We start from the raw sequence: 21,467 nt of genomic DNA, 5'->3' as shown, positions 1-21,467 counted from the left end.
ATGGATAAAAAAGAAATTGCAAAAATCCTATTACATGTAGGCGCTGTGGAACTAAGTCCTGAAGATCCCTTCACTTGGGCATCAGGTATTCAGTCTCCAATCTATTGTGACAACCGATTGACGATGTCTGATCCTATTGGCCGAAAGAAAATTGCTGAAGGCCTTGCGGGTCTTATCAAAGAGTATTATGCTGAAACGACATTGATTGCTGGGACAGCAACTGCCGGCATCCCACACGCTGCTTGGATTGCAGACATTCTGGGCTTGCCGATGGTCTATATCCGTTCAACAGCAAAAGGGCATGGAAGGAGTCGTCAAATCGAAGGGAAAGTAACTTCGTTAGATAAGGCGATCATTATCGAAGACTTGATTTCTACAGGTGGCAGCAGCCTGAATGCAGTAAAAGCACTACGATCAGAAAATGTTGAAGTAACGGGTGTCGTTTCTATATTTACATATGAACTTGAAAGTGCAGATAAGGCATTTGAAGAGGCGGGATTGAGCTATAAGAGTTTGACAGACTTCAATGCATTAACAGAAGCAGCTAAAGATAGCGGTGCAATTACTGATGTATCTATCCGTGAACTTCTTGAATGGCACGGAAAATTAAAAGCGGGTTTATTGAAATAAGGAAAAAAGGCAGAATGGAGTTGTGAAGCTCCATTCTGCCTTTTCGTTTGCAATCACTTCTTCAGTTTTCTCACAATATCTTCTTCGGGAGTGACATGAATAGTCTTCTGCTCGAAATAGATGACAAAACCGGGTTTTGATCCATTCGGCTTTTTCACGTGTTTCACTTCCGTAAAATCGACAGGTACGGACGATGAACCTCTCGCTTTACTGAAGTAAGCGGATAGAACTGCCGCTTCCTCGATTGTCTTCTCATCCGGATTTGCATCATGTATGACAACATGTGATCCAGGAATATCTTTTGTATGCAACCAGATTTGATCTCTAGCTGCCACTTTGAATGTTAAATAATCATTTTGCTTATTGTTTTTGCCGACAGAAATAGGAATGCCGGAAGAAGAAATATAACTTTCAGGTGCAGGCTTTTTCGGTTTCGGTTTCTTTTTTCCGCGTCTTGCTTTCATCAAACCGAGATCGGATAATTCTTCCCGTATTTCATCGATGTCATTTGGAGAAGCTTGCATGACCTGCTGTTTAATCATTTCAAAGTAATCGATATCTTCCTGCGCTTTCTGCAGTTGCTTTGCAATCATGATTAATGCATTTTTTGCTTTCGTATAACGGGAATAAAACCGTTGAGCATTTTCAATTGGTGTCTTCCTAGGATCTAACGGAATAGTTACGGTAGTGCCTTCCTCGTAATAATTGTCGACAACCGCTTCATTATCACCTTTTTGTATCGCGTAGCTGTTTGCAGTAAGGAGTTCTCCGTATAACTGGAACGTATCCAGTTTCTCGGCAGCTTTCTGTTCTTTTGCTAATTTATTCATCTTAAGTTTCAACTTGGCAACTTCATTATCAAGCCAACGTTCAAGATCTGCCGCCTGGGATTTTACACGCTCTCTTTCAGCTCTAGCAAAATAGACTTTGTCTAGCATTTCACCAAGCGTATTGAACGTGGCAATCGTCTTATCTGCAAACGTCAATGCTGTAGCGGAGAATAGTGATTTATTGCCGTTTTCTGCAATAGTAGGGGTTTTCTTATCGCCCAAAAAGGATGAAAGGAATGCTTGGAATACATTGAATGACTGGTCGTGTGAGATACCATTCAGCCGATGCAAAATCTCTTCGGCATGGATTGGGGAAAAACCTGAGAAAGCGTCTACGACATCCTTAGCTCCTTCGATTGCAGAGAATATTTCAGAATATATTTTTTCATCCACCTCAAATGGGTTCAGCTTGTTTTGCGGCGGTGCAGGTATATAGGGTTGGCCAGGCATAACAGTTCTGTAACTATTAACAGAAGGAGGCAGATGTTTCAGACTGTCGATAATCATATTCCGATCAGGATCGATAAGTATCATATTGCTATGTCTACCCATAATCTCGATGATCAGTGTGCGATTGATGTCATCACCAATCTCGTTTTTTGCACGGATATTCAAAATGATAATCCGATCGTTACCTTCCTGACGGATCGATTCAATGGTGCCCCCTTCAAGATGCTTTCTAAGTACCATACAAAACATCGGCGGTTCAGGTGGATTCGTTTGTGTTTCTTCTGTCAGTTGTACACGCGAATAAGAAGGATGTGTGGAAATAAGCAATTTATGATTGCTTCTTCCTGCTCTTATCATTAGAATGACTTCTTGTGTGTTTGGTTGGTGAATTTTGGAGATCCGTCCATCTTTTAAAATCTGCAATTCGTCTGTCATTGCAGCTGTGAATAAACCATCAAATGCCATTATGAATTCCTCTTTCAAACGTTTTGTTCCATTTTAGCACTCTCGCGTGTAGATATGTTATAATATGATAAGAATGTTTGCTAGGATGAATGAAACAAAATTAGCCGAAGATTACATAAGAAGAGGGATTGCATGTACAAACAACGAGGATTGCTGATTGTCCTATCCGGTCCTTCCGGGGTCGGAAAAGGTACAGTCAGAAAAGAACTTTTTCAACAACCTGATACGAACTATGAATATTCGATTTCGATGACGACTAGAAGTCCGCGTGAAGGCGAACAAGACGGAGTCGATTACTTCTTTAAATCCAGACAGGAATTCGAACGCCGAATTAGCGAAGGCGGCCTTCTTGAGTATGCCGAGTATGTTGGCAACTACTACGGGACGCCGCTTGATTATGTGAATGCTACATTAGATGCCGGCCGAGACGTTTTTCTTGAAATTGAAGTTGTCGGAGCCGCACAGGTCCGGGAGAAAGTGCCGGATGGTCTCTTTATTTTCCTTGCTCCTCCAAGCTTATCCGAGCTTCAAGTAAGGCTTGTCGGAAGAGGGACTGAAGAAGCCGATGTTATTGCGAGCCGTGTATTAAAGGCGCGTGATGAGCTTGAAATGATGAATCTTTATGATTATGTTGTTGAAAACGATGAAGTGTCAAAGGCATGCGATCGCATCAATGCAATTGTCACTGCTGAGCATTGCCGTCGTGAACGTGTTGAAAAACGCTACTTACAGATGTTGGAGGGAGAATGATTTATGTTATATCCATCAGTTGATTCATTGAAAAGCAAGATTGATTCCAAATATACACTTGTTACACTTGCCGCTAAACGCGCGCGTGAAATGCAGGAAAGCCGTAATCCGTTGTTGCAGAAGTACACGTCTCACAAAAATGTTGGCAAAGCACTGGAAGAAATCGCCACAGGCGCATTATCTAAACAGGAACAAGATGCTTCCATCATTTATGAAGACGAAGTCTGATCTTAACGAAAATATCAACACATTTTAATAGTTAGTGTGTCACTCCCTTAGAAACAGACTTTCTTGGGGAGTTTCTTAATTTATATAGAACTACTTTTTGGTGAAAGGATGAGCCAATTGTTGAACAAAAAAATACTCGTCTGTGTTACTGGAGGCATCGCTGTCTATAAAGCTGTCGCTCTTGTAAGCAAGTTGTCTCAAGCAGGGGCTGAAGTCAAAGTGATTATGACAGCGTCTGCCATGGAATTTGTGAATCCCCTTACTTTTCAGGTCATGTCCCGAAATGATGTTTATTTTGATACGTTTGATGAAAAAGACTCTCGTGTTATCGCGCATATTGATCTTGCTGATTGGGCAGATCTAGTCATTGTAGCTCCTGCGACCGCTAATGCTATCGGAAAAATCGCGAATGGAATTGCAGATGATATGGTTACTTCGACATTGTTGGCAACGACTGCTGAAGTATGGATTGCACCGGCGATGAATGTACATATGTATGAAAATAAGTCGGTCATCAGAAACATAGCCCAACTTCATGAAGATGGGTACAGGTTCATTGAGCCTGCTGAAGGTTTTTTAGCTTGTGGCTATGTAGGTAAAGGAAGATTGGAAGAACCTGAACAGATTGTTGCATTGATACAAGAACGATTTTCAAAATCAGTAAACTTACCACTAGCAGGTAAGAAAGTGGTCGTCACTGCTGGACCGACTCGTGAAAGAATTGACCCTGTTAGATATATTTCGAATTTCTCGAGCGGGAAGATGGGGTATGCGATGGCGGAAGCCGCTGTGAAATTGGGCGCATCAACGGTTTTGATATCCGGACCGGTAGATTTACCGAAACCTAGCGGTGTTCGTCTCTTGAAAGTCGAAAGTGCTGCCGAAATGCTGGAAGCAGTATTAGCCGAGTATGAAGATGCTTCAATCGTCATAAAGTCGGCTGCAGTGGCAGATTACAGGCCGAAAGAAGCGCATGCTCAGAAGATGAAGAAAAAAGAGGGAGATTCCTCAATTAGTCTTGAACGGACGACGGATATATTAAAAACGCTCGGAGCACAGAAGAAGAACCAAATTCTTATAGGCTTTGCAGCTGAAACGAACGACGCCGTTGCATATGGTCAGTCAAAGCTTGACAGTAAAAACTTGGATTACATTATCGTCAATGATGTCACTGATCCTGGTGGCGGTTTCGGTAGCGATACAAATGTTGTCACACTACTGACGAAAACAGGGAAAACGTTTCCGTTTGAAGCTATGTTGAAGAGCCAGCTTGCAGCCGCACTTCTTGAAAAAATAATCGAAGAGGAAAGGACAACCGTCCATGATTGCTGAAGTCATTGTCGATGTGGCTGCTTATCCGATCGACAGGCCGTTCGATTATGTTGTGCCTTCCAATATGCAAGAGGTAATTGAATGTGGATCACGTGTGAAGGTTCCCTTCGGACCAAGAAAAGTACTCGGATATGTCACCCGATTGAAAACTGATAGCGATCTCGATGAGGAAAAATTGAAATCGATTGATGAATTAATCGATTTGGAACCTGTACTTTCACCAGAACTTCTGAAACTATCTAAAATAGTAGCAAGAGAAACACTTGCCTATGAAATTGATGCTTTGCAAGTTATGTTACCCGCAGCAATGCGTGGCAAATATGAAAAATTTATTGAAGTGGAAAAGCCCTATGAAATAAGGGATGCAGCATTGCTATCTTTTTTGAATGGGCGAACGAGGTTACCATTAAAACAAGTAACTGATTCTGCTTTATTGAAAATCATTAAAGCATACGCGAAAATTGGCGTTTTAACAATCGATACGGCAATAAGTCAACAGACAAAAGTGAAAAAAGTCCGTGTCATTCATATAAAAGATGCAAGTACACTTCAAACAATCGATGAAACAATCCATACGAATGCAAAAAAGCAGAAAGAATTGTTGGATTGGATGAGACGCCATGCAAACAAAACGGTAGTGGCTGCAAGTGTACTGAAGGAAGCTGGCGTCCAGGCACCCGTGCTAAAAGCTCTAATCGAAAAAGGGGCTGCTTCTGAGGAGCATGTTGAAACCTATCGTGAACCAGATGCTCCACGGCTACGAGATACCCAGCTGCCTTTGACGTTGACGGAAGAACAGAAAGTAGCATTGGACCTTGTCAACGAAGCATCAGACAAAAATTCGGCCAAGACATTTCTATTGCATGGTATTACAGGTAGTGGGAAAACGGAAGTCTATTTGCAGGCAATTAGCCATGTACTTAAACAAGGCAAGGAAGCGATTGTCCTCGTACCTGAAATTTCTCTTACACCGCAAATGACATCACGCTTCCAAGCAAGGTTCGGTGGACTCGTTGCTGTCATGCATAGTGGTTTATCAGCGGGAGAAAAATACGACGAATGGCGAAAAATTCACCGTAAAGAAGTAAAAGTAGTTGTAGGAGCACGTTCCGCTATTTTTGCACCATTTGAGAATATCGGCATTATCATACTAGACGAAGAACACGAATCAACCTATAAACAGGAAGATAATCCGCGATACCATGCGCGTGATGTAGCGATTTGGAGATCGGAACATTTTGGTTGTCCTGTCGTACTCGGAAGTGCAACTCCTTCATTGGAATCATATGCCCGTGCATCCAAAGGTGTATATACACTTCTTGAGTTGTCAAAGAGAGCGTTGAATCAAGGGCTTCCAAGCGTGACAGTCGTTGATATGCGGGAAGAGTTGAAGGAAGGAAACCGGTCGATGTTTTCCGTTGAATTAGCGGAAGGGATACGAACACGTCTCCAAAGGAAAGAACAAATTGTCCTATTCCTTAACAAAAGGGGTTTCTCTTCATTTGTATTGTGCAGGGATTGTGGAACAGTCGTCCAATGTCCGAACTGCGATATCTCTTTGACGTATCATCGTGCAAATGAGACGTTGAAATGCCATTATTGTGGCCATGAGGAAGGGGTTCCGACGATCTGTCCGGAGTGCGAAAGTGAGCATATCCGTTTTTTTGGTACAGGTACCCAAAAAGCCGAAGAAGAAATTGCAAAGTTATTCCCTGAAGCGCGCGTCTTACGAATGGATGTTGATACGACGAGGCAGAAAGGGTCTCATGAACGAATTCTCCGTCAAGTAAGTGAAGGTAACGCAGACATACTTTTAGGTACTCAGATGATTGCAAAAGGATTGGATTTCCCGAATATTACGTTGGTCGGCGTACTCGCGGCGGATACAACGTTGCATCTAGCGGATTTCCGTGCTGCAGAAAAGACATTCCAACTGCTGACACAAGTAAGCGGTCGTGCCGGACGTCATGAACTTGCCGGTGAAGTGTTTATACAGACCTATACGCCAGAGCATTATGCAATCGAATTGGCAAAGACGCAACACTTTGAAACGTTCTATCATATGGAGATGGCGGCGCGCAGACAATATGGCTATCCTCCTTTTTTCTATATAACACTCATTCAATTTTCACATGAAGATCTTATGAAAGTGATCGATTATGCAGATAAAGGTGCAACATTCATCAAAGGAGCTCTATCTCCAGACACATTTATTATCGGACCAGCTGCTGCGGCAATAAGCCGAGTGAACAATAGATATCGATACCAATGTTTGATAAAATACAAAAAAGAGCCGAAGCTTATCGATACGCTTCAGCAATTAATCAAAATGTACCGGACGAACTGGATGAAAGACGGGTTGCTAATGAGTGTAGATGTAGATCCGAGTTCCATTTTCTAATCCGGCTTGACGAACAAATTGTGAGAGAAGAGGAATTGAATTGGCAATACTAGAAATCGTTAAAAGTCCATCGACACTCCTTACGCAACGCTGTAAGGAAGTCAAAAAGTTTGATAAGAAACTCGCGAGATTATTAGATGATATGTATGAAACAATGGTTGATGCGGACGGTGTCGGACTAGCCGCTCCACAAGTAGGTGAATTATTGCGTGTCGCGATTGTTGACCTTGGTGAAGGCGATGATGTCATTGAAATGGTCAATCCGGTCATCACGGCAATTGGCGGATCCGAAATTGAAGTGGAAGGGTGTTTGAGTTTTCCTGGATTATATGGAGAAGTGGAACGTCCATTCTATGTAAAAGTAGAAGCACAGGAACGCGATGGTTCATTATACGAACTTGAAGCAGAAGATTACGAAGCACGTGCAATCCTCCATGAAATTGACCATTTGGATGGGATTCTGTTCGATACTAAAATTAAAAGAATCGTTGATCCGGAAGAGTTCGAACAAGTAGATGAGGAGGGGGAAACGGAATGACCAAAATCGTATTCATGGGAACTCCTGATTTTTCCGTTCCTGTACTAACTATGCTTAAAGACGAAGGTTTAGAAATTCTTGCAGTTGTTACCCAACCCGATCGACCAGTCGGAAGAAAGCGTGTTCTCACCCCCCCTCCTGTAAAAGCTGAGGCAGTTCGGCTCGGTTTGCCTGTACTGCAACCTGAAAAACTAAGGCATTCAGAAGAACTGAAAGAAATTATCAACTTGAAGCCCGATTTGATTATTACTGCAGCATATGGTCAAATTTTGCCGAAGGAGCTCCTTGAAACACCTGAATATGGTTGTATTAATGTGCATGCTTCATTATTGCCGAAATACCGAGGGGGAGCGCCAATCCATCAAGCAGTTATTGACGGCGAAACTGAAACCGGTGTCACAATCATGTATATGGTCGAAAAATTGGATGCGGGCAATATTATATCTCAAGTGAAAGTGCCGATAACGGAAACGGATACTACAGGTATACTGTTTGATAAGCTTTCAGCAGCCGGTACACAACTGCTCAAAGAGACATTGCCTTCAATACTAGACAAGACGAATGAAAGTATAGAGCAAGATGAAGAAAAAGTGACTTTTGCTAGCAATATTTCCCGTGAACAGGAACGAATTGACTGGTCGAAGAATGGACTAGCCATTTACAATCAGATCAGAGGATTATATCCATGGCCCGGATCATATTCTGTGTTCCAAGGAGATAATGTGAAAATTTGGAGCGCGGAGAAATCGGATATTGTTTCAGAAGCGAAACCAGGTACCATTATCAAACGTTTAAAAGATAAGCTGATTATTAAAACGGGTGATCAGACTTCAATAGCAATCACCGAATTGCAACCTGCCGGTAAAAAGCGATTGACTGCCGAAGAATTCATGAACGGTGTCGGGGCGAAATGGCATGAAGGAGACTCATTTGAATGACAACTACTAAAAAGAAAATCTGGAACGGCAATGTACGGGATGCCGCGCTGTCCATACTGATTGAAATTAATGAAAATCAGGCATACAGCAACCTCCTTCTAAACAGGACTATCAAAAAATATACGATTGATCCTAAAGACCGGGGACTGTTAACAGAATTGACTTACGGCACACTTCAACATCGCTTGGCGCTGGATTATTATTTGGAACCGTTTGTGAGAGGCAAGTTGGATAAATGGGTGCGCGAATTATTACGACTGTCCATCTATCAAATTGTTTTCCTGACAAAAATCCCTCCCCACGCAGTCGTCCATGAAGCAGTTGAAATAGCGAAGCGACGAGGCCATAAACGGATTGCGCCAACTGTTAACGGTATACTGCGTTCGGTATTGCGTGAAGGGGTACGTTCCATCGAAGATATTAAAGATGACGCTGAAAGGATTTCCATCGAAACGAGTCACCCAAAATGGTTGATTGACAGATGGATTAAGCAATTTGGGAAAGAAGAAGCGTTGGCGATGGCACATGAAAACAATAATCCTGCACGAATGACAGCAAGAGTCAATTCGCTGAAATCTACGGTTGATGAAGCAATATCCGCATTGAATAGTGAAGGCATCGAAGCAACGGCGGGACAAGTTGTAGCCGAAAGTGTACAGACAGCTAGCGGTAGCTTAGCAAACACAGCTGCATTTTCGAATGGTTTACTGACTATCCAAGATGAAAGCTCGATGTTGCCTGTCCTTGCACTTGATGTGAAACCGGGCATGAAAGTGCTCGATATGTGTGCTGCACCAGGTGGAAAAACAACGTTCATCGCAGAGAAGATGAATGACACCGGGGAAATCTATGCCCATGATTTACATGATCATAAACTTGCGTTAATTGAATCGAATGCAGAACGCCTTGGGATAAAGTCCATTCAAACGAAAAGTGGCGACAGCAGAGAATTAACAACAATTTATAAGCCCGCTTCATTCGACCGGATACTTGTCGATGCACCTTGCAGTGGTCTCGGTGTCATCCGCCGGAAACCGGAAATAAAATACAATAAAACTGAACAAGATTTAAAAAACCTTTCGGACATTCAACAGCAATTGTTGGAAGTAGCCTATCAGCTTATCAAACCGGATGGGATTATCGTCTATAGTACATGTACGGTGGAATATGATGAAAATGAAGGGCTCGTCAGAGAGTTCTTGAACACACATTCCGATTTGCATCTTACAGAGCTGGATGGAATACAGAGCAATGTCCCATTGCCGATTGAAAACAACATGTTGCAAGTGCTTCCTCAGCATTTCGGTAGCGATGGATTTTTTGTAGCCGCTTTCCAAAAAAAACATAATAGCTGAATGATTCAAAAGGGGGTACGGATGATGCAATTTGAAGTTCTGACAGACATTGGTAGAAAGCGCACGGTAAATGAAGACAGTGCAGCTGTTTTCACGCTTCAAGACGGTCCAGCATTGGCGATAGTTGCTGATGGTATGGGGGGGCATCGAGGTGGGGATTACGCGAGCTCCACTGCTGTTCAGTTAATAGGCGAAAAGTATACAGCTATTAAAGATTACAGCCACTTTCAGAATGATGACTGGATAAAATGGCTGAATGAAACGATTACATTCGTCAACGATGAAATCTATTCAAAAGCCATGAATGACCCCGATTTAAAAGGGATGGGCACGACATTGGATGCTGTTCTTCTCTTTGAGAATAGGGGAATCATTACACATGTCGGTGACAGTCGTGTCTATATAATCGAAGAAAAAACGATTCAACAAGTTACAAAAGATCATTCTTTCGTAAATGTATTGCTAGAATCGGGAGAAATCACGGAAGAAGAAGCTGAAGTTCATCCACAAAGGAATTGGATTATGCGCGCTTTGGGTTCAGAAGCATCAATAGTGCCCGATTTTTATCAGTTTACCTTCGATATTCACTCATCATATGTTTTAATATGCACAGACGGTTTAAGTAATAAAGTTACAACTGCTCAAATTTTGACGATAGTTACTTCAAAAGGTAATTTACATGAAAAAGCAGCCCGTTTGATAGGATTGGCCAACGAACTGGGCGGAGAAGATAATATATCCGTCATACTAACGGGTCCATCCGTTTCGGAGGTGGATGAAACATGATCGGTAAACGAGTAGGCGGCCGTTACGAAATTATTAAAGGCATCGGCGAAGGCGGTATGTCGAAAGTGTATCTTGCGCACGACATCATTCTGGACAGAGATGTAGCCATAAAAGTACTTAACTACGACTTTGTGAATGAACAAGATATGAAAAAGCGATTCCAGAGAGAGGCACTCTCTGCAACGAGTTTGACACATCCACATATCGTTAATATTTTTGATGTTGGAGAAGATGGCGAATTGCATTACCTTGTAATGGAATTCATTGAAGGCCAGACACTTAAAAAGTATATCCAAACAAATGGTCCTTTACGACCCATTGAAGCAATCAATATTATGAAACAATTAGTTTCTGCAATTGCCAATGCGCATCATAATGGGATTATCCATCGCGACATCAAGCCGCAAAACATCTTGATGGATAGCGAAAATGATGTGAAAATCACTGATTTCGGTATTGCTATGGCACTAAGTGCAACGTCCCATACAAAAACAAATTCAGTCATCGGCACAGTCCATTATTTGTCACCTGAGCAAGCAAGAGGTGGGATGGCGACGAAAAAGTCGGATATCTATTCACTAGGAATCGTTTTTTATGAATTATTAACGGGGAAATTGCCGTTTTCAGCCGAAACTGCAGTTGCGATTGCCTTGAAGCATCTACAGGAGGAAACGCCATCAGTCCGCCTCATCTATCCTGAAATTCCGCAGAGTGTTGAAAATGTCATTTTAAAGGCGACTGCAAAAGATGCTACCTATCGATACCAGTCAGCTGATGAGATGTACGAGGACCTTCTTACTGTTCTCTGCGAAGAAAGAAATGATGAGGAGAAGTTCGTTGTTCCTTTTGATGATGATAAAACCCGGATCATACCAGCTATTAAAGATAATACATTACTGGATGAAGCGGAACAGACACGTATCATTGAACCTATTCCCGCTCAACCTGTAGCACCTGTAAAGAAAAAGCGAAAGAAATGGCACATTGTAGTTGGTTCATTAACGGCTTTAGTTGCGATCCTATTGCTTATCTTTTTACTCCCTGGAATGTTAGGGCCAAAAAAAGAAACGATTCCAAATGTAGTTGGAATGGATGAAGCAGAAGCGATAGCTGAACTCGAGGAATACGGCTTTACAGTGAGCGAGATAGAAGAAGACTTTTCTGATGAGTTCATCGCAGGTCAAGTTTTCCGCACAATTCCAGAAGCTGACAAGCTGAGGGATGTTGGAACTCCTGTCACGCTGTATGTGAGTAAAGGTAAAGAGACGATGGTGTTGACGAACTATATTGGTCGTGATTTTGAAGAAATTAATAGCCTTTTGGATAGATATAATTTCAAATCCATTAAATCGAATCCCGTTCATGACGATAAGCCAAAGGGACAAATCATCGGGCAGTCACCGGAAGAAGGGGAAGAAATCGTTCCTGAAGATACCGACCTTGTTTTCACAGTCAGTCTCGGTAAAGACATCAGAAAAATTGATAACTTGACAGGCTATAGCAATGAACAACTACAGAAGTATGCCAAAACTTCCGGCTTCGATATTAGAGTTGTAGAAAAAGAACACCATGATACGATTGAAGAAGGTCGAGTCATATGGCAGAAACCATCTGCAAACTCTGAAATTGAAAAAGGGGCACTGGTAGAAGTCGGACTTTCAAAAGGACCAAAAGAAAAACCTGTAAAATATATTGTTCGTACAATTGAAATTCCATATGAGGTTGTTGACTTCGAAGAGGAGGAAGACGAACAGACAGATCGCGAACCGCAGACAATTCAAATTTATATACAAGACAGTAAACATTCCATGACGGATCCTGTTAAAGAGTTCACCATTATCGAAGATGTCAAAGAAAAAATTACGATTGAACTTGGAGAAGGACAGCGTGGAGCATATAGGATATTCAGAAATTCCACAGTCATCGCGGAGGAAACAATAGATTACGACGATATTGATTAAGAAAGAGGGATTGGATGCCAAAAGGACAAATCAGAAAAGCAATTAGTGGTTTTTATTATGTCGAACAGGACGGGCAATTGATCCAGTGTAAAGGCCGTGGTGTTTTCAGGAATCGTGGAATAACGCCATTGGTCGGAGATATTGTGACAATTGTCCGAGAAGGCGACAATGATGCAACAGTAACTGAAATTGATGAGCGTAAAAACGAACTTGTCCGGCCGCCAATCTCTAATATCGATCAGGCTTTTCTCGTTTTTTCTTTGGTGGAACCTGATTTTAGTCCGCATTTGCTGGACAGGTTTCTTGTTGTTATAGAATCTTATGGCATTAAGCCGGTAATTTGTGTTACGAAAAAGGATATCGCAAGTGAAAGCGTTGTTCAGGATGCAGAAGCCGCCTTGAACTATTACCGAGATATTGGTTATGATGTCGTTGAAACATATATTGATGATCCGAATTTATTTACTGTATTGGAGCCTTTCCTGAAAGATCAAACAACAGTACTTGCCGGTCAATCAGGCGTCGGGAAATCGACCTTGTTAAACACGCTCATACCTGAGCTAGCTCTGAAAACAGGAGAAATTTCCGATGCGTTAGGTAGAGGAAAGCATACAACGAGACATGTGGAACTGATGGAAGTGGCAGGAGGGCTTGTAGCTGACACGCCAGGTTTCAGTTCACTCGAGTTCACACATATCGAAAAAGAGGAGTTGCGGAATTATTTCGTTGAAATGGAACGCAGCGCGTCAGATTGTAAGTTCCGGGGATGTCTTCACACGAAAGAGCCCGGTTGTGCAGTGAAAGCGAAGGTAGAGACTGGGGAAATCTTGCAGTCTCGTTATAAGAATTATGTGCAATTCCTGCAAGAAATTACTGATCGAAAGCCGAGGTATTCATAAAATGATAAAAATTGCACCTTCTATTTTAGCAGCCGATTTCTCGAAATTAGCTGAAGAAGTATTGGAAGTCGAGAAAGCAGGCGCCGAACTTATCCATATTGATGTCATGGACGGCCATTTTGTTCCGAACATCACAATGGGGCCGATTGTTGTCGAAGCATTACGTCCTATAACAAAACTCCCACTGGATGTCCATCTCATGATTGAGAATCCGGATGCGTATATTGAAGCGTTTGCGAAGGCAGGAGCAGACTATATTACGGTTCATGTAGAAACATGCAAGCATCTGCATAGAACGATCCAACTAATTCGCTCATTTGGTGTGAAACCGGGGGTTGTGCTTAATCCTCATACGCCTGTCGAACAGATCAAACATGTGCTTGAAGATATCGATATGGTGCTATTTATGACTGTCAATCCAGGTTTCGGCGGACAAAAATTCATTCATTCCGTCATCCCAAAAGTAAAGCAACTGTCTGAAATTATTAAAGAAAAAGGATTGTCAATTGAGATTGAAATAGACGGCGGCATTAATGAAGAAACAATTATTCCATGTGTAGAAGCGGGTGCGACAATCTTTGTTGCGGGGTCGGCGATTTACAATGAAGCGGACAGGGCAGCGGCATTACAACGGATTAAAACAGCTGGAGAAAGTGCGCTTACCTGATGAACAGAATCATCATATGTGCCGGTGGTCCTTTAGAAGAATTGCCTGATTTGCAAGCCTGCAGTTCAGAAGACACGCTATTCATTGGAGTAGATCGCGGTACTGTTCATCTCATGGATTTAGGCATTATACCGTCTATTGCCATCGGTGACTTCGATTCCATAACAGCGACTCAGCTAGAGCTGATCAAAGAGTGCGTGGAGGAAGTGTCCGTCTTCAATTCAGACAAAGATGAAACAGACACAGAGTTGGCCATCATACGGGCGCTCGAGCTGGAACCTGAAGAAATCATTTTAACAGGTGTAACAGGTGGAAGGCTGGATCATTTTCAATCTGTGTTGCATCTGTTATACCGTCTGCAATTTGAAAATGCAGGTGTTTTATTCTCGATAAGAAATGCTTCAAATGAATTGGCATTTTTCCGCTCTGGTGTTCATAGAATCTATAAAGTTGATGAACTACCTTATGTATCATTCTTCGCTTTTGGGGGCACCGTTTCCGGTCTGACGTTAACAGGCTTCAAGTACGAGACGGTGAATGCTGAAATCGGGATGGGGATGACGAAATTTACTAGCAATGAACTGATTGCAGAAGTTTGTACTATCTCATTCCGGCAAGGCATATGCTTAATGGTAAGGAGTTCAGATTCCTGAAAGGAGCGGGGAATTGCGAGTTTATACATTTACGATGCCAAAGTTTCTCAGTAGTTTCGTCCGAAAGTGCATGGTTGTTTTCCAAAAGGACGATAAGTCGAAAAGTCAAGCGGCAGCAACTGCAAGTCAACGGGACCGAAAAAGGAAAAAAGAAAAAACGTCAGGCTGATTAATCGGCCTGGCGTTTTATTTCTTTGGAAGTATACTTTGCGCATATACCTTAAACGCGCTGTACTTTACCTGATTTGAGTGCTCTTGCAGATACCCAAACGCGCTTCGGCTTGCCGTTTACAAGAATACGGACTTTTTGAAGGTTAGCTCCCCAAGTACGTCTGTTAGCATTCATTGCGTGTGAACGATTGTTCCCCGCACTAGCTTTACGACCAGTAATTACACATTCTTTAGCCATGTTTATGTCCTCCTCGCTAATAATGATTAAGCGATTCACTATCTAATTCGCATACCATAATACTTTATCACAGGAAATAACGCCTTGCAACCTTTTTTACTGCTCTTTCAAGGAGAATACCTTTACAGATCTTCTTTAGCAATCAGATAGTTCTCCTTTTCTTAAGTTAAAGTGTATAGTACAATGGAAATATCGATTAAGGATGCAGGAGGGGAAGCTTTCATGTCCATTGAATTGAAAAACGATTACGGAACAATAGATATTACGAATGACGTCATAGCCCAAGTGGTTGGAGAGGCGACTATCGAATGCTACGGAATTGTCGGCATGGCTTCGCGTCATCAGATCCGTGATGGTCTTACGGATATCCTAGGTAAAGAAAATTATACCAAAGGGGTTATCGTGAGGAATATCGGTGATGAAACGCATATTGATATGTACGTCATAGTCGGTTACGGAACTAAAATCTCTGAAGTTGCCTACCAAGTGCAGTCCAAAGTCATGTACACACTAAGAAAGACATTATCGTTAACGGTAGCTTCTGTGAATATATTTGTTCAAGGAGTTCGGGTGACGAACTGATTGAAGGAGGAAAACATTGCAATGAATTTTATTGATGGAGTTAAATTTGCGGATATGGTGAAAATGGGAGCTCATCATCTTCATCTAAATGCGGATTATGTCGATTCATTAAACGTGTTTCCAGTACCCGATGGCGATACAGGAACGAATATGAATTTGTCCATGACGTCAGGCGCAAAAGAGACTGCAGCTCATGTGACTACTCATCTGGGTAAGACAGCACAGGCGTTGTCCAAAGGTCTATTAATGGGAGCTCGTGGGAATTCGGGTGTCATCCTGTCTCAATTGTTCCGTGGGTTTGGAAAAGCGGTTGAAGAAGAGGCGACATTGACGAGCGGTAAATTTGCTGAGGCACTGGAATACGGTGTTCAAACGGCTTATAAAGCTGTTATGAAGCCTGTAGAAGGTACGATTTTAACTGTTGCCAAAGATGCTGCCAATAAAGGCGTTGAAGTTGCAAAAACAACTGAAGACATTATTCTTGTTATGGAAGCAATTGTCGAAGAATCTAAAGCTTCATTAAAACGTACGCCTGACCTACTTCCCGTGTTGAAAGAAGTTGGTGTCGTCGATAGTGGTGGACAAGGTCTTGTATATGTTTACGAAGGCTTTCTTGCGTGTCTAAAAGGTGAAGAACTTCCTGAGCGGGTTGCTACTGACTCGATGGATGAAATGGTGAATGCCGAGCATCACCGTGGCGTTCAAGGATTCATGAACACGGAAGATATCGTTTATGGATACTGCACGGAGTTCATGGTCAAATTCGAGGATGAAAAGTCGAAAAGTCATCCGTTTGAAGAAACAGAATTCCGATTGGATCTTAGTAAATTCGGTGATTCACTCCTTGTCATTTCCGATGAAGAATTAGCGAAAGTACATATCCACACTGAAGAGCCTGGAGATGCGCTAAATTATGCGCAACAATATGGTTCGCTTATAAATATAAAAATCGAGAACATGCGTCAACAGCATATTGATATTGTCGGTGAACAGCATTCTGCGAATCCAGCTGAAGTTTCATCCCATCCATATGCAGTTATAACTGTCGCAATGGGTGCTGGTGTAGCGGAATTACTGAAAAGTATCGGAGCATCGACAGTTATCGAAGGTGGACAGACAATGAATCCTTCAACAGAAGATATTGTCAAAGCGATTAAAGATGTCGGCGCAGAACGCGCAATCATTTTACCGAACAATAAAAATATTATCATGGCAGCAAAACAGGCTGCTGAAGTAAGTGGCATCGAAGCGGCTGTCGTTGAAACAAAATCAATTCCTGAAGGGTTAGCAGCAATTCTTGCTTTTAATCCAGAAGCGGAAGTGGCTGAAAACGAAAAAACGATGTCGAATGCTGCATCTGGGGTTAAGACTGGACAAGTAACACATTCTATCCGTGATACATCCATTGATGGCATATCCATTCGAAAAGATGATTTCATGGGTCTTGCGGGCAGCAAAATCATACTATCAAATCCATCATTAGACACAGTGATGAAATCATTACTGGATTCACTGATTGATGAAGACGATGAAATCGTTACTCTCATTTATGGTGAAGGGGTTTCAGATGAAGATGCTTCTGAAATCGCCAAGTTTGTAGAATCCACTTACGATCATATCGAAGTGGAACTGTATAATGGTAAACAACCGCTTTATCCATATATTCTCTCGGTTGAATGAAAGTGCTGATGAGAACGGTATGCTCGATTCTGAGTATACCGTTCTCTTTGTATTCTCTGTTTTGTTTTTATTGGTTGATTCATGTAAACTATGTGTAAGCGCTTTGCTTTTACTTAAGGGGGTATTTAGATTGAAATATAGATCCGTATTTGAAATTATCGGTCCTGTAATGGTAGGACCTTCATCATCACATACAGCGGGTGCTGCAAGAATAGGTCTTGTGGCAAGGGATCTGTTTGGCAGACAACCGGAATATGCAAAAATTCATCTTTATGGTTCTTTTGCAGAAACGTATAAAGGTCATGGTACCGATGTGGCAATTATCGGTGGCCTTCTTAATTATGATACATTTGATGAACGCATCAAAACATCGTTTGAAGACGCTACAGCGCTCGGCATGACGTTTGAATTCATTCCTGAAGAGGAAGAAGCTGTTCACCCGAACACAGCTCGGGTTATTATCGGAGACAGTTTAGGCGAAATGGAACTAGTCGGAATTTCAATCGGTGGCGGGACGATGGAAGTTGTTGAGTTGAATGGGTTTCCTCTCCGACTTTCCGGTCATTTCCCAGCCTTGCTTGTTGTCCATGACGACAGGGCTGGTGTCATTGCAGGTGTTTCAAATGTAATTGCTGCCCATGACATGAACATTGCGCATATGGAAGTCGGACGTAAGGAAAAAGGGAAGATGGCGCTTATGGTCATAGAAGTGGATCAAATGTTTGACGAAAGTCTGACAGATCAACTAAAAGCTTTACCGAACGTGACGCAAGTTTCAACTCTAGCAAATTGATTGTACAATAATCACCCTAGCAAACTGAGGAGGAAAATATATATGGACGTATTGTTTAGCAATGTAAAAGAATTAGTCGCTCTTGCAGAAAAAGAGAGCAAGCCAATTTCTGAAATTATGATTGAACAGGAAATGTTGATAACACGACGCACACGTGAAGAAATTATTGCACAAATGGACAATAATCTATCAGTCATGGAGGCAGCGATTGAAGAAGGATTGAAAGGGGTGCAATCTACTTCGGGATTAACGGGTGGAGACGCGGTGCTACTCCAAAACTATATAAAAACAGGTAAATCCTTATCGGGTGAACTTCTATTGGATGCGGTCAGTAAAGCAGTCGCAACGAACGAAGTGAATGCAGCTATGGGGATGATTTGTGCTACGCCGACAGCAGGGGCTGCTGGAATCGTACCGGGTACTCTTTTCGCTGTGAAAGACAAATTGAATCCGACGCGTGAACAGATGGTGAACTATCTATTTACGTCAGGTGCTTTTGGCTTCATCGTCGCCAATAATGCATCTATTTCGGGTGCAGCTGGTGGATGTCAGGCTGAAACAGGTTCTGCAGGATCTATGGCTGCGGCAGCTATTGTTGAAATGGCAGGAGGGACACCACAGCAGAGTGCGGAAGCTTTCTCAATCGTCATGAAGAATATGCTTGGTCTTGTTTGTGATCCAGTAGCAGGTCTTGTAGAAGTCCCTTGTGTGAAACGGAATGCAATGGGCGCTGCAAAAGCGATTGTCGGCGCAGATATGGCACTTGCAGGTGTTGTCAGTAAAATACCTACAGACGAAGTGATTGAAGCGATGCATAAAATCGGTCAAAGTATGCCTTCTGCACTCAGAGAAACAGCTAAAGGCGGATTAGCAGCTACTCCAACAGGAAAAGCGCTGGAAGCCGAGATTTTCGGGAAGGATAAAGCGGGTCGTGACACCGTCAATTCATGATTCGGTTCTGAATTTGAAAGGTGTCGGCAAAGCATCGGCTGAACAACTTCAAAAACTAGGAATCGGTACAATTGAACAATTGATCGACACATTTCCGTATCGTCATGAAGACTTCAGACTCAAAAATCTCGCCGAAACACCACATAATGAACGTGTCACGATTGAAGGAAGGGTCGAAAGCGAGCCTTCCGTTCTTTTTTTAGGGAAAAACCGTTCACGCATGCAAGTACGTCTGCTAGCAGGAAATCATTTAATCAAAGCTGTCTTTTTCAATCAACATTATTTGAAAGACAGAATGAGCATTGGAGCGACCATTACAGTTACAGGTAAATGGGACCGCGGCAGGCAAGTAATCAATGTAAGTAATTTCAATATGGGACCGAAGGCAGATCAGGCCGATTTTGAACCAGTCTATAGTTTGAAAAATGTTATGCATCAAAAGACATTTCGTAAATATATGAGACAGGCGCTAGATCTTTGTGTGAATGAAATGGAAGATGCACTTCCTGTTTCATTGCGGGAAGCATATATGCTTCCCGCAATTGGAGAAGCGTTAGAAATGGTCCATTTCCCGAAATCCCCTGTAGATGTAAAGCAAGCGAGAAGAAGATTCGTTTACGAAGAACTATTGGAATTTCAATTGAAAATGATTTACCTGAAGAACAAAAGGAAAGAAGACGAAAGAGGCACTCAGATAGACTATGATCTTGATCGCTTGAAAGCATTTATTTCTTCGTTGCCTTTCGAACTAACTGGTGCACAAAAAAGGGTTGTCAACGAGCTGTGTGCTGAAATGAAAAGTCCGGTAAGGATGAACCGGTTGCTTCAAGGCGATGTGGGTTCAGGAAAGACAGTCGTTGCGGCTATCGCATTGTTCGGTGCTATTACAGCATCTTTTCAGGGAGCGCTAATGGCTCCGACGGAAATCCTTGCAGAGCAGCATGCAGACTCACTTTCGGAGTGGCTTGAACCATTTGGAGTTACGATTGCATTCCTTTCAGGGTCGACTAAAAGCAAAACACGCAAAATCATTTTGGAACAATTGTCAAAAGGTGAAATCGATTTAATTATTGGTACACATGCGTTGATTCAACCTGACGTAGAATTTGCAAAACTTGGCCTTGTTATAACAGATGAACAGCACCGTTTCGGAGTCGAACAGCGACGTGTGCTGCGTGAAAAAGGGCTTAGCCCGGATGTTCTTTTCATGACGGCAACGCCGATTCCTAGAACGTTGGCGATAACCGCATTTGGAGAAATGGATGTATCGATTTTAGACGAAATGCCGGCCGGACGAAAAAAAATTGAGACATATTGGTTGAAAGAAGACTCCTTATTGCCTGTTCTGCAAAAGATGGAGAAAGAATTGCAAGCCGGCAGGCAATCTTATGTCATTTGTCCACTCATTGAGGAGTCTGACAAATTGGATGTCCAAAATGCGGTGGATGTACATGCTCAGCTAACTGCCCATTTTGCTGGCCGCTACACAGTTGGTCTGATGCACGGCAGACTCCTTCCTGCTGAAAAAGATGAAATCATGCGTGATTTCAGCGACGGGAAAATAGACTGCCTTGTTTCGACGACTGTAGTGGAGGTGGGGGTCAATGTTCCCAATGCGACTTTCATGCTCATTTATGATGCCACACGTTTCGGACTCGCACAGCTTCATCAGTTAAGAGGTCGAGTTGGCAGAGGAGCCGATCAGTCTTATTGTGTTCTCTTGGCTGACCCGAAAAACGAGGAAGGTAAAGAACGGATGCAGTCGATGACTGAAACGAATGATGGTTTCCTTTTGGCGGAAAAAGATCTGGAACTCCGAGGTGCCGGAGACTTTTTTGGCAGAAAACAAAGCGGCATGCCGGAATTTAAGATGGCGGATCTTGTACATGATTTTAGAGCACTCGAAACAGCTAGAAAAGACGCCGAAGACATGTTGGCGTCAACTGCTTTTTGGACTGAAGATGCGTATGCAAAATTACGCACGAATCTCAAAAAATCAGGCGCTCTATCACAAGAACGTATAGACTGAATGACAAGTGGTCCGCAAGTGAGTTGTCATCTCTCTCTCTTGCAGACCCTTTTTTGCGTGGGATATATTCGTTTCAAGGCTTCCTTGCAATTGTTTTGTAGAAATCAATCAAGAACTGTGATAATATACTGGTGTTAGTA

General features: G+C 42.4%; 21 protein-coding genes. 19 read left to right on the top strand and 2 right to left on the bottom strand.

The annotated features are described in order from the left end of the window. Positions 1–630, top strand: coding sequence for an orotate phosphoribosyltransferase (pyrE, locus tag QWT69_RS09400; protein ID WP_317965074.1), 630 nt, complete (start codon positions 1–3; stop codon positions 628–630). Between the two features lie 53 nt (positions 631–683). On the opposite strand, the gene QWT69_RS09395 is transcribed toward pyrE, so the two are convergent. Beyond that, a complete protein-coding gene (locus QWT69_RS09395; protein ID WP_317965072.1) occupies positions 684–2,375 on the bottom strand; it encodes an Rqc2 family fibronectin-binding protein in 1,692 nt (563 codons plus the stop codon). A gap of 132 nt (positions 2,376–2,507) precedes the next feature. Here QWT69_RS09395 and gmk point away from each other — a divergent pair, with 132 nt between their 5' ends. The 13 genes from gmk to QWT69_RS17260 all read left to right on the top strand — a co-directional run bounded on the left by gmk (position 2,508) and on the right by QWT69_RS17260 (position 15,052). After that, on the top strand, positions 2,508–3,125 hold the full coding sequence (gene gmk / locus QWT69_RS09390; protein WP_317965070.1) for a guanylate kinase: 618 nt from the start codon (positions 2,508–2,510) through the stop codon (positions 3,123–3,125). A 3-nt stretch (positions 3,126–3,128) separates the two neighbouring features. Beyond that, positions 3,129–3,353: a DNA-directed RNA polymerase subunit omega gene (rpoZ, locus tag QWT69_RS09385; RefSeq protein WP_317965068.1), complete on the top strand. Its 225-nt coding sequence runs from the start codon at positions 3,129–3,131 to the stop codon at positions 3,351–3,353. Between the two features lie 108 nt (positions 3,354–3,461). Further along, complete coding sequence (gene coaBC, locus QWT69_RS09380) at positions 3,462–4,685, top strand: bifunctional phosphopantothenoylcysteine decarboxylase/phosphopantothenate--cysteine ligase CoaBC (protein ID WP_317965066.1); 1,224 nt, start codon at positions 3,462–3,464, stop codon at positions 4,683–4,685. Further along, entirely contained in the window at positions 4,675–7,086 is a 2,412-nt protein-coding gene (priA, locus tag QWT69_RS09375) for a primosomal protein N' (RefSeq protein WP_317965064.1), read from the top strand. Before coaBC ends, priA begins: the two co-directional genes overlap by 11 nt. Before the next feature lie 40 nt (positions 7,087–7,126). Continuing rightward, positions 7,127–7,624 (top strand): peptide deformylase, encoded by a 498-nt coding sequence (gene def / locus QWT69_RS09370; RefSeq protein WP_317965062.1) that lies wholly within the window; start codon positions 7,127–7,129, stop codon positions 7,622–7,624. Continuing rightward, entirely contained in the window at positions 7,621–8,562 is a 942-nt protein-coding gene (gene fmt, locus QWT69_RS09365; RefSeq protein ID WP_317965060.1) for a methionyl-tRNA formyltransferase, read from the top strand. The genes def and fmt overlap by 4 nt, the downstream gene beginning before the upstream one ends. After that, the gene (gene rsmB / locus QWT69_RS09360) at positions 8,559–9,917 is read left to right on the top strand and encodes a 16S rRNA (cytosine(967)-C(5))-methyltransferase RsmB (protein ID WP_317965058.1); all 1,359 of its coding nucleotides are present in this window, start codon (positions 8,559–8,561) and stop codon (positions 9,915–9,917) included. Before fmt ends, rsmB begins: the two co-directional genes overlap by 4 nt. Before the next feature lie 21 nt (positions 9,918–9,938). Next, positions 9,939–10,703 carry a Stp1/IreP family PP2C-type Ser/Thr phosphatase gene (locus QWT69_RS09355; RefSeq protein WP_317965056.1) on the top strand — a complete coding sequence of 255 codons (765 nt, stop codon included), beginning with the start codon at positions 9,939–9,941 and terminating at the stop codon, positions 10,701–10,703. Continuing rightward, the gene (gene pknB / locus QWT69_RS09350; protein ID WP_317965054.1) at positions 10,700–12,664 is read left to right on the top strand and encodes a Stk1 family PASTA domain-containing Ser/Thr kinase; all 1,965 of its coding nucleotides are present in this window, start codon (positions 10,700–10,702) and stop codon (positions 12,662–12,664) included. The genes QWT69_RS09355 and pknB overlap by 4 nt, the downstream gene beginning before the upstream one ends. 14 nt (positions 12,665–12,678) lie before the next feature. Beyond that, positions 12,679–13,563 carry a ribosome small subunit-dependent GTPase A gene (gene rsgA / locus QWT69_RS09345; protein WP_317965052.1) on the top strand — a complete coding sequence of 295 codons (885 nt, stop codon included), beginning with the start codon at positions 12,679–12,681 and terminating at the stop codon, positions 13,561–13,563. Between the two features lies 1 nt (position 13,564). Beyond that, positions 13,565–14,230, top strand: coding sequence for a ribulose-phosphate 3-epimerase (gene rpe, locus QWT69_RS09340; protein WP_317965050.1), 666 nt, complete (start codon positions 13,565–13,567; stop codon positions 14,228–14,230). Next, entirely contained in the window at positions 14,230–14,883 is a 654-nt protein-coding gene (locus QWT69_RS09335; RefSeq protein WP_317965048.1) for a thiamine diphosphokinase, read from the top strand. Before rpe ends, QWT69_RS09335 begins: the two co-directional genes overlap by 1 nt. A gap of 34 nt (positions 14,884–14,917) precedes the next feature. Continuing rightward, entirely contained in the window at positions 14,918–15,052 is a 135-nt protein-coding gene (locus QWT69_RS17260; protein WP_348539046.1) for a hypothetical protein, read from the top strand. Between the two features lie 51 nt (positions 15,053–15,103). Here QWT69_RS17260 and rpmB read toward each other — a convergent pair whose 3' ends face one another. Further along, positions 15,104–15,292: a 50S ribosomal protein L28 gene (gene rpmB, locus QWT69_RS09330; protein WP_191693130.1), complete on the bottom strand. Its 189-nt coding sequence runs from the start codon at positions 15,290–15,292 to the stop codon at positions 15,104–15,106. 222 nt (positions 15,293–15,514) lie between these two features. Here rpmB and QWT69_RS09325 point away from each other — a divergent pair, with 222 nt between their 5' ends. From QWT69_RS09325 to recG, 5 genes are all read left to right on the top strand, one after another. Beyond that, complete coding sequence (locus QWT69_RS09325) at positions 15,515–15,874, top strand: Asp23/Gls24 family envelope stress response protein (protein ID WP_317971013.1); 360 nt, start codon at positions 15,515–15,517, stop codon at positions 15,872–15,874. A 21-nt stretch (positions 15,875–15,895) separates the two neighbouring features. Beyond that, positions 15,896–17,554 carry a DAK2 domain-containing protein gene (locus tag QWT69_RS09320; protein WP_317965044.1) on the top strand — a complete coding sequence of 553 codons (1,659 nt, stop codon included), beginning with the start codon at positions 15,896–15,898 and terminating at the stop codon, positions 17,552–17,554. 130 nt (positions 17,555–17,684) lie between these two features. Next, a complete protein-coding gene (gene sdaAB / locus QWT69_RS09315) occupies positions 17,685–18,347 on the top strand; it encodes an L-serine ammonia-lyase, iron-sulfur-dependent subunit beta (RefSeq protein WP_317965042.1) in 663 nt (220 codons plus the stop codon). Positions 18,348–18,389: 42 nt separating this feature from the next. Further along, the gene (sdaAA, locus tag QWT69_RS09310) at positions 18,390–19,298 is read left to right on the top strand and encodes an L-serine ammonia-lyase, iron-sulfur-dependent, subunit alpha (protein WP_317965040.1); all 909 of its coding nucleotides are present in this window, start codon (positions 18,390–18,392) and stop codon (positions 19,296–19,298) included. After that, a complete protein-coding gene (gene recG / locus QWT69_RS09305; protein WP_317965038.1) occupies positions 19,279–21,327 on the top strand; it encodes an ATP-dependent DNA helicase RecG in 2,049 nt (682 codons plus the stop codon). Before sdaAA ends, recG begins: the two co-directional genes overlap by 20 nt. Positions 21,328–21,467 lie beyond the last annotated feature (140 nt).

The sequence above is a fragment of the Sporosarcina oncorhynchi genome (assembly GCF_033304615.1).
Classification (GTDB): domain Bacteria; phylum Bacillota; class Bacilli; order Bacillales_A; family Planococcaceae; genus Sporosarcina; species Sporosarcina oncorhynchi.
This window is presented reverse-complemented; position numbering and strand designations above follow the sequence as displayed.

Bases quoted from the DNA above. Each gene is read 5' to 3' on its own strand.
- pyrE (WP_317965074.1), top strand. From the start codon at position 1: ATGGATAAAAAAGAAATTGCAAAAATCCTATTACATGTAGGCGCTGTG.
- QWT69_RS09395 (WP_317965072.1), bottom strand. From the start codon at position 2,375: ATGGCATTTGATGGTTTATTCACAGCTGCAATGACAGACGAATTGCAG.
- gmk (WP_317965070.1), top strand. From the start codon at position 2,508: ATGTACAAACAACGAGGATTGCTGATTGTCCTATCCGGTCCTTCCGGG.
- rpoZ (WP_317965068.1), top strand. From the start codon at position 3,129: ATGTTATATCCATCAGTTGATTCATTGAAAAGCAAGATTGATTCCAAA.
- coaBC (WP_317965066.1), top strand. From the start codon at position 3,462: ATGAGCCAATTGTTGAACAAAAAAATACTCGTCTGTGTTACTGGAGGC.
- priA (WP_317965064.1), top strand. From the start codon at position 4,675: ATGATTGCTGAAGTCATTGTCGATGTGGCTGCTTATCCGATCGACAGG.
- fmt (WP_317965060.1), top strand. From the start codon at position 7,621: ATGACCAAAATCGTATTCATGGGAACTCCTGATTTTTCCGTTCCTGTA.
- rsmB (WP_317965058.1), top strand. From the start codon at position 8,559: ATGACAACTACTAAAAAGAAAATCTGGAACGGCAATGTACGGGATGCC.
- QWT69_RS09355 (WP_317965056.1), top strand. From the start codon at position 9,939: ATGATGCAATTTGAAGTTCTGACAGACATTGGTAGAAAGCGCACGGTA.
- pknB (WP_317965054.1), top strand. From the start codon at position 10,700: ATGATCGGTAAACGAGTAGGCGGCCGTTACGAAATTATTAAAGGCATC.
- rsgA (WP_317965052.1), top strand. From the start codon at position 12,679: ATGCCAAAAGGACAAATCAGAAAAGCAATTAGTGGTTTTTATTATGTC.
- rpe (WP_317965050.1), top strand. From the start codon at position 13,565: ATGATAAAAATTGCACCTTCTATTTTAGCAGCCGATTTCTCGAAATTA.
- QWT69_RS09335 (WP_317965048.1), top strand. From the start codon at position 14,230: ATGAACAGAATCATCATATGTGCCGGTGGTCCTTTAGAAGAATTGCCT.
- QWT69_RS17260 (WP_348539046.1), top strand. From the start codon at position 14,918: ATGCCAAAGTTTCTCAGTAGTTTCGTCCGAAAGTGCATGGTTGTTTTC.
- rpmB (WP_191693130.1), bottom strand. From the start codon at position 15,292: ATGGCTAAAGAATGTGTAATTACTGGTCGTAAAGCTAGTGCGGGGAAC.
- QWT69_RS09325 (WP_317971013.1), top strand. From the start codon at position 15,515: ATGTCCATTGAATTGAAAAACGATTACGGAACAATAGATATTACGAAT.
- QWT69_RS09320 (WP_317965044.1), top strand. From the start codon at position 15,896: ATGAATTTTATTGATGGAGTTAAATTTGCGGATATGGTGAAAATGGGA.
- sdaAA (WP_317965040.1), top strand. From the start codon at position 18,390: ATGGACGTATTGTTTAGCAATGTAAAAGAATTAGTCGCTCTTGCAGAA.